Annotated in this window: 11 protein-coding genes and 1 pseudogene; 7 read left to right on the top strand and 5 right to left on the bottom strand. The window is 63.4% G+C overall.

What is annotated here, in order from left to right:
• The first annotated feature begins 3 nt into the window (after window positions 1–3).
• From HFP57_RS02425 to HFP57_RS02405, 5 genes are read left to right on the top strand one after another with little or no spacing between them, the layout of a single operon-like run.
• Window positions 4–468, top strand: a complete 465-nt coding sequence (locus HFP57_RS02425) for a nuclear transport factor 2 family protein (protein WP_176868271.1) — start codon at window positions 4–6, stop codon at window positions 466–468.
• Entirely contained in the window at window positions 465–1,010 is a 546-nt protein-coding gene (locus tag HFP57_RS02420) for a nuclear transport factor 2 family protein (protein WP_176868270.1), read from the top strand. The genes HFP57_RS02425 and HFP57_RS02420 overlap by 4 nt, the downstream gene beginning before the upstream one ends.
• Window positions 1,000–1,764, top strand: coding sequence for an SDR family oxidoreductase (locus HFP57_RS02415; RefSeq protein ID WP_176868269.1), 765 nt, complete (start codon window positions 1,000–1,002; stop codon window positions 1,762–1,764). Before HFP57_RS02420 ends, HFP57_RS02415 begins: the two co-directional genes overlap by 11 nt.
• A complete protein-coding gene (locus HFP57_RS02410; RefSeq protein ID WP_246263258.1) occupies window positions 1,761–3,227 on the top strand; it encodes a carotenoid oxygenase family protein in 1,467 nt (488 codons plus the stop codon). Before HFP57_RS02415 ends, HFP57_RS02410 begins: the two co-directional genes overlap by 4 nt.
• Before the next feature lie 2 nt (window positions 3,228–3,229).
• Window positions 3,230–3,757 carry a nuclear transport factor 2 family protein gene (locus HFP57_RS02405; protein ID WP_176868268.1) on the top strand — a complete coding sequence of 176 codons (528 nt, stop codon included), beginning with the start codon at window positions 3,230–3,232 and terminating at the stop codon, window positions 3,755–3,757.
• A 271-nt stretch (window positions 3,758–4,028) separates the two neighbouring features.
• Here the strand turns inward: HFP57_RS02405 and HFP57_RS02400 are convergent, their stop codons facing one another.
• Window positions 4,029–6,365: a TonB-dependent receptor gene (locus HFP57_RS02400; RefSeq protein WP_176868267.1), complete on the bottom strand. Its 2,337-nt coding sequence runs from the start codon at window positions 6,363–6,365 to the stop codon at window positions 4,029–4,031.
• A gap of 90 nt (window positions 6,366–6,455) precedes the next feature.
• Window positions 6,456–7,427 (bottom strand): NAD(P)H-dependent flavin oxidoreductase, encoded by a 972-nt coding sequence (locus HFP57_RS02395; protein WP_176868266.1) that lies wholly within the window; start codon window positions 7,425–7,427, stop codon window positions 6,456–6,458.
• A 129-nt stretch (window positions 7,428–7,556) separates the two neighbouring features.
• Between HFP57_RS02395 and HFP57_RS02390 the strand changes: the two genes are divergently transcribed.
• Together HFP57_RS02390 and HFP57_RS02385 are read left to right on the top strand one after the other, a co-directional pair.
• Window positions 7,557–8,798 carry an acetyl-CoA acetyltransferase gene (locus HFP57_RS02390; RefSeq protein ID WP_176868265.1) on the top strand — a complete coding sequence of 414 codons (1,242 nt, stop codon included), beginning with the start codon at window positions 7,557–7,559 and terminating at the stop codon, window positions 8,796–8,798.
• A gap of 195 nt (window positions 8,799–8,993) precedes the next feature.
• Window positions 8,994–10,868 carry an ABC-F family ATP-binding cassette domain-containing protein gene (locus tag HFP57_RS02385; RefSeq protein WP_176868264.1) on the top strand — a complete coding sequence of 625 codons (1,875 nt, stop codon included), beginning with the start codon at window positions 8,994–8,996 and terminating at the stop codon, window positions 10,866–10,868.
• A gap of 140 nt (window positions 10,869–11,008) precedes the next feature.
• On the opposite strand, the gene HFP57_RS02380 is transcribed toward HFP57_RS02385, so the two are convergent.
• The 3 genes and pseudogenes from HFP57_RS02380 to HFP57_RS02370 form a co-directional block, all read right to left on the bottom strand.
• Complete coding sequence (locus HFP57_RS02380) at window positions 11,009–12,001, bottom strand: DUF2891 domain-containing protein (RefSeq protein ID WP_176868263.1); 993 nt, start codon at window positions 11,999–12,001, stop codon at window positions 11,009–11,011.
• Window positions 12,002–12,113: 112 nt separating this feature from the next.
• A complete protein-coding gene (locus HFP57_RS02375; RefSeq protein WP_176868262.1) occupies window positions 12,114–13,064 on the bottom strand; it encodes a DUF979 domain-containing protein in 951 nt (316 codons plus the stop codon).
• 137 nt (window positions 13,065–13,201) lie between these two features.
• Window positions 13,202–13,867, bottom strand: a pseudogene (locus HFP57_RS02370) (DUF969 domain-containing protein); the annotation flags it as partial.
• Window positions 13,868–13,953: the final 86 nt, after the last annotated feature.

The raw sequence follows: 13,953 nt of genomic DNA, 5'->3' as shown, positions 1-13,953 counted from the left end.
CCCATGACCGAGAAAATCGACGTCCTCAAATCCGTCATCAAGCATTGGAGCGAACGGCAGGATATCGACGCCGTGCTCGAGCATCTGTCCGACGATCTGGTCTGGCACTTCTCCGCCGTTACCCAACCGCCGGTCCACGGGAAAGCCGGGGCGCGGCAGTTCCTCGAGGGTTTCAAGAAGCGCGTCGCCAATCCGCGCTGGCGGATCTTCCGCATCGCCGAGGCCGATGACGCGCTGTTCGTCGAGGGCGTCGACGAGTTCGAGACGCCGGACGGCACCACGGTCACCATTCCCTATATGGGAATCCTCGATTTCGACGGCGACCTCATCGTCGGGTGGCGCGATTATTTCGACCGGGGGATCGCCGATGACGGCGTCGCCGGCAAAGGCCTGCCCGATCATTGCGCCGATCTCGTCGAGCGCGAAGCGCTGCCCGGCCTCGGCGCGCCCGAAGAGGTGGCCGCATGAGCGATCGCGATCCTGAACTCCAGGCGCTGCTCGACAAGCAGGCGATCCGGGAGGTTCTCACCCGCTATACGCGCGGCGCGGATCGCGGCGATGCCGACCTGATCGAGGCCGCCTATCATCCCGATGCAATCGAGGATCATGGCGGGACGTTCGAAGGCCCGGCCAGCGAATATGTCGCGATGCTGCGCAAGATCCTGCCGACCGCGCCGCGCATGACTCATATGATCACCAATATCCTGATCGAACTCGACGGCGACCGGGCGCTGTCCGAATGCTATATGCTGACCTTCTCGCGCCGCGAAACCGGCGACGACGGCTTCGACAGCCTCACCATGGCGCGCGCGATCGACCGGTTTGAACGGCGCGACGGGAGATGGGCGATCGCGCATCGCCGGATATCCTGGGAGTGGAATACGGAGTTCGACATCAAGGAAAGCTGGGGCCGCGGGATGATAGCGCCCGATCCGTCCCAGCTCGTGCGCGGCGGCAAGAAACCCGACGATATCCTCTACGACGTGAAGGACGCATTCGATGGACATTAAGGGCAGCGTGGCGATCGTCACCGGCGGCAATCGCGGGATCGGCGAAGGCTTTGTCGAAGAACTGCTCGAACAGGGCGCGGCACGCGTCTATGTCGGCGCGCGCAATCCGGCGGCCGTGGAGGAAATGGCGGTCTGGCCCGACGACCGGCTGGTTGCGGTCGAGCTCGATGTGACCAAGCCCGACCAGATCGCGGCGGCCGCCGAGCAATGCCAGGACGTCACCATCGTCGTGAACAATGCCGGTGCCTTCCAGATGCAGACCCTGATGGGCGCGCCCGATCTCTCCGACGCGCGGCAGGAGATGGAGACCAACTATTTCGGGATGCTCGCCATGTGCCGCGCCTTTGCGCCGGTGATCGAGAAAAATGGCGGCGGAGCGATCGCCAATGTGCTCTCGGCCGGCGCGATCGTCGCGGTGCCGGGCATGGGCGGCTACAGCCCGTCCAAATTCGCCGGCCGCGCGGCGAGCACCTGCCTGCGCGCCGAACTCGCGCCGCGCGGCATCCATGTCGCCGCGCTGATCGTCGGCTCGGTCGATACCCGTATGGCCGCGCATGTGGACCGGGAGAAATCGCAGCCGCGCGATATCGGCAAGGCCGGATTGCTCGCGATCAAACACCATATCGACGAACATGATACCGACCCGCACGCGATCGAAGTCCGCGCCTTTCTCGGGCGCGATCCGCACACGCTCGCCCGGTCGATGGCGGCGCCGTTCAACAGGGAAGACCAAGCGCAAGAAGGACCAAGATGATGGAAGCGAAAATCGTCAACCGGATCGAGCCGACGCTCGAAGACCAGGGTCACCCCTATGTCGGCGGCGCCTGGACGCCCAATTACGAGGAATATGACGCCACCGATCTCGAATCGGTCGGCGAGATTCCGAAGGATATTTCGGGCGTCTATGTCCGCAACACGGAGAACCCGATCCACACGCCGATCGGCGTCTATCATCCGTTCGACGGCGACGGGATGCTGCATTCGATCCACATCACGGATGGCAAGGCCAGCTATCACAACCGGTTTGTGCGCACGAAAGGGTTCCATGCCGAACAGGAAGCCGGCCGCTCGCTCTGGGCCGGCATCGCCGAACATCCGAGCCGGTCCGAACGGCCGGGCTGGGGCGCGCAGGGATCGCTCAAGGACTCGTCCTCGACCGATGTCGTCATCCATGCCGGCCATGTCGTCTCGACCTTTTACCAGTGCGGCGAGCCCTATCTGCTCGATCCGGTGACGCTCGAGGACAGGGGTATCGCGGACTGGGGTCCGGACGAAGGCATTTCCGCGCATCCCAAGGTCGATCTGGAGACCGGCGAGCTGCTGTTCTTCAATTACTCCAAGAAAGCGCCGTACATGCATTACGGCATCGTCGACCGGGACAACAAGCTCACCCATTATGTCCCGATCCCGCTGCCCGGGCCACGCCTGCCGCATGACATGGCGTTCACCGAGAATTATTCGATCTTCAACGATCTGCCGCTCTTCTGGGATCCGGAAGGATTGGAGCAGGGCAATCACGCCGCGCGCTTCCATCCCGAGATGAAAACGCGCTTTGCGATCATCCCACGCTATGGCAGCGAAGAGGATATCCGCTGGTTCGAGGCGGAGCCCACCTATGTCCTTCACTGGATGAACGCCTATGAGGACGGCGACGAGATCGTTCTCGAAGGCTATTTCCAGGAAGATCCGCAGCCCAAGCCGCTCGAAGGCGCGCCGCCGCAATATGCGCAGCTGATGGCCTATGTCGACGAGCATTCGATGAAGCCGAAACTCCATCGCTGGCGGTTCAACCTGAAAACCGGCGAAACCGTGGAAGAGCGTCTCGACGACCGCATCCTCGAATTCGGCTGCTTCAACCGGAACTACCAGGGCAAGAAAACCCGCTATCTCTACAGCACGACGACCAAGCCCGGCTGGTTTATATTCAACGGTCTCGTCAAGCATGATTTCGAAACCGGGGAATCGACCAAGTTCGACTTTCCCGACGAGCAATATGCGAGCGAGCCGGCCTTCGTCCCGCGGGTCGGCGGCACGGACGAGGATGACGGCTATATCATCAGCTTCACGATCGACATGGCCAATGACCGGTCCGAATGCGTCCTGTTCGACGCGAAGGATATCGAGGCCGGCCCGGTCTGCCGGATCGCCCTGCCCCATCGGATCAGCAGCGGCACCCATGCGATCTGGGCCGACAGCCGCGAATTCGAGGGGAAATAGCCGTGGCGACCTATGCCAACACGATGGAAACCGTGATCGCCAAACAGGATATCCGCGACGTCGTCATGCGCTATGCGCGCGGCGTCGACCGGGCCGACGGAGAGCTGCTCAAATCCTGCTACTGGGACGACGCGATCGAGGAGCATGGCAGCACCTATAGCGGCCCGGCCCATCCCTATATCGACGAGGCCGTACCGCGGATGCAGAAGACCGGCGTGATGGGCCATTATGTCTGCAACAGCCATGTCGATCTCGACGGCGACGTCGCCTATGCCGAATCCTATGTGATCACCTTCGCGCGGTTCGAAAAGGATGGCGAACCCTGGGACACGCTGACCGGCGGCCGCATCGTCGACCGGATGGAAAAGCGCGACGGCGAATGGAAGATCGCCCACCGCAAGATCGCGCTCGACTGGAACCGCGACGAGCCGGCCGCCGAGACCTGGTGCCTCGGCCTGTTCGATCCGGACCATCCGCAGATGGTGCTCGGCAAGAAAGGCCGGGCCGATTTCAGCTACGAGCGTTTCTAAGAAAATACCGGCAGAGCGAGACTAAGAGCGCTATCGTCGGTCGTGATGTCCGCACAGTGAAACACACGTCATTGCGAGCGTAGCGAAGCAATCCAGGGCAATAGGCGATGCGCTTGCGGCTCTGGATTGCCGCGGGCCTTCGGCCCTCGCAATGACGATTTGGTCCAACGCGATCCCGGTGCGGCGCATTTGCTTCGGCACTCCTCCGACGCCAAAAAAAAGAGGGGCGCCGGATCCGAAAAACCGACGCCCCAGTCTGGAGATATTCGCTTTAGAAGCGGACCCTGAGTTCCGCGCCATAGGTGCGCGGGGCGCCGAGCCGGGAGACCTCGTCCCCAAAAAACGGGATGATGTTGGTCCGGTACAGCTCGTTCGTGATGTTGCGGCCGTAGACGGAAAAGACCCAGTCGCCATTGTTCGGGGTGAAGGAGATGCGGCCGTCGAGCAGACCGTAGTCCTCCTCGAAATTCACATTTTCCGGCGCCCAGAACATCTTGCCGCGATGCGTATAGTTGACATGGAAGGTCAGCGCATCCTCCCAGTCGCCGATATCGACGCTGAGATCGCCGCCGATATTGAACTGATAGTCGGGCGTCCGTTGCAGGAAATTGCCCGAGGCATCGCGGCCCAGCGAGTCGACGAAATCGATATACTCGGTCTCGAGGAAGGTTGCGCCGCCGAACAGGATGAAATTGTCGGTGACCGCGAACTGCGCCTCGAACTCGACGCCCAGGATTTCGGCGTCGGCCGCGTTATCGGTGATGTTGCACAGACAGTCCTGATTGGTCTGCGTGACCTGAAGATTCTGATAGTCGAGGATGAAGGCTGCAATGTTGAGCCGCGCCCGGCGATCGAGAAAATCGATCTTGGCGCCGACTTCGAAGCTCGTCACCGTTTCCGGGTCATAGCTCGTCTGCGCCGCGACCGCATTCGCCGGATCGTCCTCGAACCCGCCGCCTTTGAAGCCGGTCGAATAGGTCGCGTAGAAGAACAGATCGTCGTTCGGCGTGAACTCGATCGTCGCCTGCGGCGTCACCTCGCTCCAGCTGTCGCTATAGGATGCGGTGAAACTCTCCCCCTCGCTGAAGGTCGCGGCGAGCGGGGTCAGCGCAACCGTATCGGTCGGATTGAACTGGTCGCCGCCCTCGACGGCGGTTCCGGTTACGGTCCCGCTCTTGCTGTCATGCGTGTAACGGACGCCCGCGACGATCCGCCACATATCGTTGAAGCGGTAGCCGACCTGGCCGAACACGGCATAGGTTTCGTTTTCGGCGCTGTTGTCCCAGGTGGATTCGCCCGACAGCGTGACAAGCACGGGCAGCGGCACCTCGGCCCAGAAGCGGTCGAACTTGTCGACTTCGTCGCGCTGATAATAGGCGCCGACGATCCAGTCGAAGCCCTGCGGCACGGGATCGGAAACGAGCCGGATTTCCTGGCTGAACTGATCGATTTCCTCGGTCTCGTTGACCGGGAAGGTGAACAGGGTCGGGGTCAGCACGCCGAAGCCGTTATCGGGGCCGATCCCGGTCTGGTCGTACAGGTTGAAGGCGTCGCCATGGCGATAACCGGTGACGCTTTCGAGCGTCGCGAAGCCGTCAAACTCCTTGGAGAGTTGCAGCGTGATGCCCCAGGCCTCGCGATCGAGTTCCTGCGGGGTCTCGTTCGCATCGCCCGTGTATAGCGGATGTTCGGGCAGGCTTTCGCGGATGCGCAATGGCCGGCCGAGCGCAGCGCTCACCGCCTCGCGCGCGGCGCTCCAAGGCCCCTGCGTCGTCGGGTCGGGCGCGTTGATCGCCACGCTGTGGAAGCCGTTCGACTGGTCGTTGGTGTAATCGACGATCAGCCGGGCGGTGAAGCCTTCGGCGCCCTCGTGGAGCAACTGCCCGCGCAGCTGGACCGACTGGATATCGTCGAGATCTCGGCCGTGGAGGATATCCCGGTTATAGCCGTCGCGGTTGCGGGTCTGGAAGGAGAGCCGCGCCGAGACGGTGTCCGAGAGCCCGCCCGTCACATGGCCGCGCGCGAGCACTTCGTCGAAATTGCCATAGGAGAAAGTGAAGGATCCGCCCGGCGTCTGTTCGGGTTCGGCGGTGATGATGCTGATCGCTCCGCCCACGACGTTGCGGCCGAGCAGCACGCCCTGCGGCCCGCGAATGACCTCGACCCGGGCGATATCGAAGAGGTCGAAATTGAACAGGCCCGAGCGGCCGACATAGACTTCGTCGACGAAGATACCGATCGACTGGTCGGCCGAGGGAGAATCGAGGCGGGTGTTGGTGATGCCGCGGATATTGAATTCCTGGTCGAGCGGCGACAGCGCGGTGAAGGACAGCGAGGTCGAGCGGCTCGCCAGATCCTCGAAGCTGAGGATGCGCTCATCCTCGAGCGTGTCGGCCGAAAAGGCGGTGATCGCGACAGACGTCGTCTGCAGGTCTGTGTCGCGGCGCTGCGCGGTCACGACGATCTGGCCGAGCGGCGAATAATCCTCCGCCTGCGCCGTCTGGTCCTGCGTCGCCGTGTCAGCGGGTTGCGTCTGCGACCATGCCGGCGCTGCGCCGAGAAATGTTGCGGCAATAGCTGCCAGCGATACCGAGCCCTTAATCTGCATAAAACCTCCCCAAAGCACAGACCGCCTTTGTGCCGTTTTCGGCCTGTTCCGCGATCTCGCCCCAAGAGCTACCGGGCGATAGTGGGTCTGTCAATGCAAGTTAGTGGCATAAACAGACTCTTGGGCACAGGCTGCGGCATATTCGTCACGCAGCCGGCCGATGATGTCCGCCGCCGGCTCCACCGCATGAACCGATCCGACGCCGTGCCCGGCCGACCAGAGATCGCGCCACGCCTTGATGCTGCTTTGCGACTTAGCGAAGTCGGGACCGTCCTTCTTGCCGAGCTGCGAGACGTCATAGCCCGCCGCTTCCAGGCTCTGGCGCAGATAATAGGCGCGCGCGCCGGTGAACGCGCTGCTCGCGACGAGGTCTTTGAACGTCGCATCGATGACCATCTGCCGGTATGCATCGGTCGCCAGACTCTCTTCGGCGGCGATGAACCCGGTGCCCATATAGGCGAAATCCGCGCCCAGTATCTCGGCCGCGCGGATCGCCCCGCCCGTCGCAATACCGCCGCCCAGCACGATGATGCCGTCGAAAAACTCGCGCACCGCTGTCACAAAGGCGAAGGGCGAAATCTTGCCCGTATGGCCGCCCGCACCCGAACAGATCAGCACCAGCCCGTCCACGCCGAGGCTCGCCGCCTTGCGCGCATAATCGATGCTGTTCACATCGGCGAACACGAGCCCGCCATAGTCGTGCACGACCGGCAGCACCGGCTGCGGCCCGCCGAGCGCGGTGATGACGATATCGGGCTTGTGCTTCGCGATCAGCTCGAGCTCGTCGCCAAGCCGGTCATAGCTGCTGTGCGTGATCATGTTCGCGGCGATCGGGGCGAGCGCCCTGCCCTGCTCGTCCTCCGTCCGGCAGGTCTGCCCCAGCCAATCATCGAGTATCTCGGTCGTCCGCGCGTTCGGAAACGGAAAGGAGGCGATCGTCCCCGCCCGGCGGCTGGCATTGACCAGTTCGGGCCCGGAGACGAGAAACATCGGCGCCACGATCGCCGGCAGCGATATCCGGCTCGCCAAGTTCGAAACGGGGGTACGGATATTGCCGCTCATAATTGCTTTCTTTCGCCTTCGGATGGATCGCCGAAACCGGCCGGTCGCGACGCGGGGCGATTCGGGTAGCAAAACTTGCATTACGAAACCAGCTTACGTATCCGTAAGCCTTACCCGGTGGAGGACGGCATGAGCGCACCTGTATTCATTCTCGGCGGTTACCAGACCGATTTCGCGCGGAACTGGCACCGCGAGGGCGACGATCTGTTCGCCATGTTCAAGGCGACGCTCGAGGGTGGACTCAACGATACCGGCCTCGAACCCGAAGAGATAGAATCGGCCCATGTCGGCAATTTCACCGCCGAGCTGTTCTGCAACCAGGGCCAGCTCGGCGGCTTTTTCGCGGCGGTCGACGATCGTTTTTCCGGCATGCCGGCCCAGCGCCACGAAGCGGCCTGCGCCTCGGGCAGCATGGCGATCCTCTCCGCAATGGCCGAGATCGAGGCCGGGCGATACGATTGCGTGTGCGTCCTCGGGATCGAGATGATGCGCAACGTGCCGGGCGATACGGCCGCGCAATATATCGGCGGTCCGGCGATGTTTTCCGGCAAGGAATGCGAGGGCGTCAAATATCCCTGGCCGCACATCTTCTCCGAACTGGGCGACGAATATGAGCGGAGGTTCGGCCTTAGCCATGCGCATCTCGCCGAGATCGCCCGCAACAACTTCGCCAATGGCCGCCGCAATCCCAATTCGCAGACCCGCGGCTGGACATTCGGCAATGCGAGCTTCGAAGAGGATGACGAGGCGAACCCGGTGATCGACGGCCGCATCCGGCGGCAGGATTGCGGGCAGGTTTCCGATGGCGGGGCCGTGATCTTCCTCGCGGGCGAGACGAAGGCGCGGGAATATGCCGAGAAGCACGGCAAGACGCCCGACAATCTGGCGCGCATCGACGGTTGGGGCCACACGACCGCGCATATCGGCTATCAGCCCAAAATCGAGGCGAGCAAGGCCGAAGACTATGTCTTTCCGCATGTCCGCAAGGCGGTTTCCGACGCGCTCGACCGGGCGGGGATCGGTTCGGCGAAGGACCTCGACGGTATCGAGGTCCATGACTGTTTCACGACCACCGAATATATGGCCATCGACCATCTCGGCCTGACCGAACCCGGCGAAAGCTGGAAGATCATCGAGAATGGCGGGATCGCGATCGACGGCGCGCATCCGATCAACCCCAGCGGCGGCCTGATCGGCCTCGGCCATCCGGTCGGCGCGACCGGCGTGCGCATGATGCTCGACTGCGCGAAACAGGTGACGGGCGAGGCCGGAGACTATCAAGTCGAGGGCGCGGACACGTTCGGCATGCTCAATATCGGCGGCAGCACGACGACGGTGGCGAGTTTTGTGGTGGGTGGCGGCCGGGCCTAGCGCGGATGCCGACCGCCCTGATCCGTTAGGGCTGAGCTTGTCGAAGCCCGTTTGTCCGGTGTGAAGCGTCCTTCGACGGGCTCAGGACTAACGGTTCTTACTGATACTATCCTCAAGCAAAGTACGCCGCCCCTACCCCCGATGGGCTCCAATGGTCTGGCCTCTCGTCCCATTTCCGCTATAGGCGGCGCCCCGATGATCAATTTCAGCAATCTCAAGGTGCGCCTCGGCGGCACGGTGATCCTCGACGGCGCGACGGCGGCGCTGCCGCCCGGCGGAAAGATCGGGCTGATCGGCCGCAATGGCGCGGGCAAGTCGACGCTGATGCGCGCGCTGACGGGACAGATCGAAGCCGATGACGGCGCGATCGACATGCCCAAGGAGATGCGGATCGGCTATCTGGCGCAGGAAGCGCCGTCGGGAAACGAAACGCCGCTCGAAACCGTGCTCGCCGCCAACAGCGAACGTGCGGAGCTGTTGGCCGAGGCAGAGGCGACGACCGATCCGCAGCGGATCAGCGACATCCATGAACGGCTGAATGCGATGGACGCCCATGCGGAGCCCGCCCGCGCGGCGCGCATCCTGAGCGGCCTCGGCTTTGACGAAGAGATGCAGGCGCAGCCGCTCGAGAGCTTTTCGGGCGGGTGGCGGATGCGGGTTGCGCTGGCCGCCTTGCTGTTCGTTGCGCCCGACATGCTGATGCTCGACGAGCCTTCGAACCATCTCGATCTCGAAGCCACGCTGTGGCTCGAAAATTTCCTGCGCGACTATCGCGGGACGATGCTGGTGATCAGCCATGAACGCGATCTGCTCAACAATGTCGTCGATCATATCCTGCACCTGAAGAGCGGCCGGACGAAACTCTATCCGGGCGGCTATGACGCGTTCGAGAAACAGAGCGCCGAGCAGGCGGCGCAGGCGGCGAGCGTGCGGGCGAAACAATTGGCCGAACGCGAGAAACTGCAGGCGTTCGTCGATCGCTGGCGCGCCAAGGCGCATGCCGCGAAACAGGCGCAGAGCCGGATGAAGGCGCTGGCTAGGATGGCGCCCGTCGAAGCCGCGGTCGAGGATCCCAGCCTCATTTTCGGTTTTCCGAGCCCCGGCGAGATGAAGCCGCCGATGATCGTGCTCGAAGACGCTGCGGTGGGTTATGCGGAAAACACGCCCGTCCTCTCCCGGCTGTCGCTGCGCATCGATCCGGAGGACCGCATCGCCTTTCTCGGCCGCAACGGCAACGGCAAGACGACGCTTGCCCGGCTGCTGGCAGGGCAGCTCGACCCGATGGCCGGCGATATCGCAATCCATGGCAAGACGCGGGTCGGCTATTTCACCCAGTATCAGGTCGAGGAACTGGACGGGGACGATACGCCGCTCGACCATATTACGCGCGCGATGCCCGAGGCGAAACCCGGCGCCGTACGCGGCCAACTGGGCCGGTTCGGCTTTTCCGGCGACAAGGCGACGATCGAAGTGCGCAAGCTGTCGGGCGGCGAACGGGCGCGACTGGCGCTCGCCCTGATCACCCGCGACGCGCCGCACCTCCTGATCCTCGACGAACCGACCAACCATCTGGATGTCGATGCGCGCGAGGCGTTGGTCCAGGCGTTGGCCGATTATGCAGGTGCCGTCGTGATCGTCAGTCATGACCGGCACATGCTGGAGCTGACCGCCGACCGGCTGATCCTGATCGAGGACGGCACGGCGACGGAATATGACGGATCGATCGACGATTATACCGATCTGGTGCTGGGCAAGAATGAGGCACCGCCGGAGGCGAGGAGCGGCGCGCGGAAAAACGCCAAACAGGCGCGCCGGGAGGCCGCCGAGGCGCGCAGGCAGACGCAGGAATTGCGCAAGGCGGCGAAGGCCGCCGAGACGCTGATAGCGAAACTGGAGAAGGACCGCTCGGCGATCGATCGGGCGATGTTCGCACCCGACGAGGCAAAGGGCGATCTCGCCAGCGCGACGATGACCGAGCTGATGATGAAACGCGCACGGCTGGACGAAAAGATCGCCGAGCAGGAAGAGCGCTGGACCGAAGCGTCGGAGGCTCTGGAAGCCGCGGATTAAACCAACATCGTCATTGCGAGGAGGCCCGAACTCGTTTCGGCGCGACGCGGCAATCCAGAGCTGCACGCGATATCGTCAGCCGCCCTGGGTTGCTTCGCTACGCTCGCAATGACGGCGACTTCAGCGAAACCCTGCCCCGTTCAAGCCGTCAACGCCAGCACCGCGAAGCTCGCCAGCCAATGTTCGCCCATATAGTCGCCCTCGACATGGGCAAGGCTCGCGGCAAGATGCCGGTCTGCGACCTGCCCGGCCTGCGCCCTGAGATCCTCGGGCAGCGCATCGGCGATGCGCCGCCAGCACCAGGCGCGGGCGAGGTTGAAGCCGTCGAGATGTGCGATCTTGCCGTCGCTGCGGTCGCTGGGCCGGGCGGGCGTGAACAGGCTTGCCGGTTCGCCGATATCGAGCCGCGGCAGGAACGCTGCAAACCATTCGGCGAAATCCGCCTTCCCGAGCACCGTCCGCATGGCGAGCGCCTCGATCATCGCCGAGGAGAGGAATTCGTCCCCGCCCGGCTCCCAGGCCTGGCAGTCGCGGTCCATGCCGTAATAGAAACCGGCGCGCTCGCGGATCAGGCCGAGCAGGTCCGCGTCATGCGTTTCCGCCCAGCCATGGGCGAGCACCAGCGCGAACGCGGTGTTGTAATGGGTGCCGGTGCGGATCGGATAACCCTGTTTCGGCAGAAACAGCTTGAACCGTTCGGCGAATTCGCGCGCCAATGGTTCGAGATTCGCGCCCCAGTCGCGATCTTCGTGCCGCGCCGCTTCGCCGTGCAACGCCAGCAGCCAGGCCCAGCCATAGGGCCGTTCGAACCCGCCCGAATATTCGCGGTCCAAATAAGCGAGTTCGCTTGCCACCTTCTCCTCGGTCAGCATCCGGTCGGACAGCGCTTCGACCTCCTTCGCGAACGGCGCGTCGGGATAGAGCCGCCGCAGGGTCAGCAGCATCCAGTAGCCATGGACGCAGCTGTGCCAGTCGAAACTGCCATAGAAGATCGGGTGCAGCGCTTTGGGCTCGCGCGCATCCTCGGGCCCGTTCAGCACATGATCGAGCTTGTGCGGATATTGCTGCGTGACATGGCCGAGCGCGATCGCCGCGAATTTTTCCGCCAGTTCAGAGGTGAGTTTCGATTCCATCAGGTCTCTATACCGTCATTGCGAGCGCAGCGAAGCAATCCAGAGCGACTGGCGGTATCGCGTGCAACTCTGGATTGCTTCGTCGCTTCGCTCCTCGCAATGACTAAGCACGTCAGAAGGCCAGGAAATAGATGAGAAGGATGTTGCAGGCCAGCAATGGAATCGCCGTCGCAACCTGCATCCGGATTACGCCATATTGGCTTTTCAGCTCGAGCAGGGCGGCGGGCACGATATTGAAGTTCGCCGCCATCGGCGTCATCAGCGTGCCGCAGAAACCCGCCAGCATGCCGATCGCCCCGATGACCGCCGGGTTACCGCCATAATCGATCACCAGAAACGGAATGCCGATCGCCGCCGCCATCACCGGGAAGGCGGCGAAGGCATTGCCCATGATCATCGTGAACAACGCCATGCCGAGGCAGAAGATCAGCACCGTGATGAAGACGCTGCCCTCGGGAATGATCCCGCCGGCGATCCCGCCGATGACGTCGCCGACACCGGCCAGCGCGAACACGGCGCCGAGCGCGGCGAGCATCTGCGGCAGGACGGCCGCCCAACCAATGGAATCCATCAGCCGTCTGCCCTCTTCCACCGGGGCCAGCAGCGGCGGCCTGAGCCAGATCAGGCACACGATCAAGGCGATCAGCACGCCGAGGCCGAGCAGGATCAGCGTCACCCAGCGCGCTTCGAACAGGCCGGATTCCCCGAACGGCGTGTAATTGTAGAGGATCGTGCCCGCGAAGGCGGTGATCGGGATGATCAGCGCGGGAAGGAAGAGCTTGTTGCCGAACGTGTCGGAAAGCCCAAGCCGCTCCTCGAGGCTGGTCGTCGGCGGATCGCTCCTGCCGAGCCAGCCCAGCCCGGCTATTCCGACGAGCGCCAGCACGAGAATGCCATTGGCGAAATCGCTCAGATACCCGCCGAAGAAAAAGCTGATCGCGAGCAGGCCCCAGAATGCCGCGTTTCCAAACCGCTTGCCGTTGGTCCGGTCCAGCGCGCTCAGCAGCGCGAACAGCGTAAAGGCGATGCCCGCCAGCACATAAAGCCAGGTGAGCGTGATCATGGAGAGCCCTCCCCCTTGATGGGGGAGGGTTGGGTGGGGGTGACCTCACGGCTGGAGCCGTCGCCAACCGTGGGGTCACCCTCACCCTCCCACCGGCTTTGCCGGCCGGCCCCTCCCTCTCCCATCGAGGGAGAGGGAATTTTGCCCAATTTGTGATCGAACCATAGCAGGCGCGAGCCATGGATGATGAACGCGCAAATCGCGGTCGGGATCGCCCAGACGGAGAGCTGGAGCGGCGTCAGCTCGTATCCATAGCTCTGGAAGACGCCCTGGATCAGCAGGATCGAGGCGATGGCGACGAAGATATCCTCGCCGAAAAAGAGCCCGATATTGTCGGTCGCGGCCGACATTCCGAGCACCTGTTCGCGCTCATCCTCTTCCAATCGCCCGTGCGTTTTCTCCGCCGCCGCCTCGGCCATCGGCGCGACGAGCGGGCGGACGGTCTGGGCGTGCCCGGCAACCGATGTGAGGCCCAGCGCTGCCGTCACCTGCCGGAAGAGGAGGTAGAGCAGTAGCAACCGCCCCATCGTCGCGCCTCGTATCTGCTCGATCACCGCGCGGGCGCGCTGCTGCAGGCCATAACGTTCGAGCAGCCCGATCACCGGAAGCACGATCCAGACGACGCTGATATAGCGATTGTCGTTGAACGCCGCGCCAAAGGCCGAGATCACGGCGACGAAATCGAGCCCGCCGAGCAGTCCTGTGGCCAGCGCCGCGAGCGTGACGACCAGCAGCGGGTTGAGCCGCAGCGCGAAACCGACGACCACAACGAGGATGCCGGACAGGACGAGATAGTCAGTCATGGAAACAACCCGTTCGGGCAGAGCCTGTCGAAGCCCTGTTCTTTCTTCTTCGAGTGCGGAAAAGTGAAGGACGGCCCTTCGACAAG

It is taken from the genome of Parasphingopyxis algicola (assembly GCF_013378075.1).
GTDB classification, from domain to species: Bacteria; Pseudomonadota; Alphaproteobacteria; order Sphingomonadales; family Sphingomonadaceae; genus Parasphingopyxis; species Parasphingopyxis algicola.
The sequence above is the reverse complement of the archived record's forward strand: the minus strand, read 5'-3'. Positions and strand labels throughout refer to the sequence as shown.